This is a genomic window from Actinoplanes subtropicus, assembly GCF_000721705.1.
GTDB classification, from domain to species: domain Bacteria; phylum Actinomycetota; class Actinomycetes; order Mycobacteriales; family Micromonosporaceae; genus Actinoplanes; species Actinoplanes subtropicus.
This window is the reverse complement of record NZ_JOJL01000168.1, coordinates 1-314: the sequence shown is the minus strand read 5'-3', so window position 1 is coordinate 314 and position 314 is coordinate 1. Positions and strand designations below refer to the sequence as shown.

Below are 314 nucleotides of genomic sequence, written 5' to 3'. Positions count from 1 at the left end.
TGCGCCGGGGCGAGTTGTGCGGGCTGCGCTGGAGCGACATCGACCTCGACCGCGGCGTGCTGACCATCGAGCGGAACCGGACTACGGTCGGCTACCAGGTCGTCGAAGGTGATCCGAAGACGCCGGCCGGCAGGCGATCGGTCGCCCTGGACAAACGCAGCATCCAGATCCTGCGCGTACACCGCCGCTACGAGCAGGACCGCAAGACGGAGGCTGCCGAGAACGGCAAACCGTGGACCGATACCGGCTACGTTTTCACCCGATCCGACGGGCTGCCGATCAACCCGAACTACGCCACCACCCGCTTCCGGCTC

General features: G+C 67.2%; 1 protein-coding gene. It reads left to right on the top strand.

Features of this window, described 5'->3' with window-relative positions; translation table 11 throughout:
* Positions 1-314: site-specific integrase (locus IH26_RS0152695; RefSeq protein WP_157437917.1), on the top strand; the 314-nt coding region annotated here is incomplete at both ends.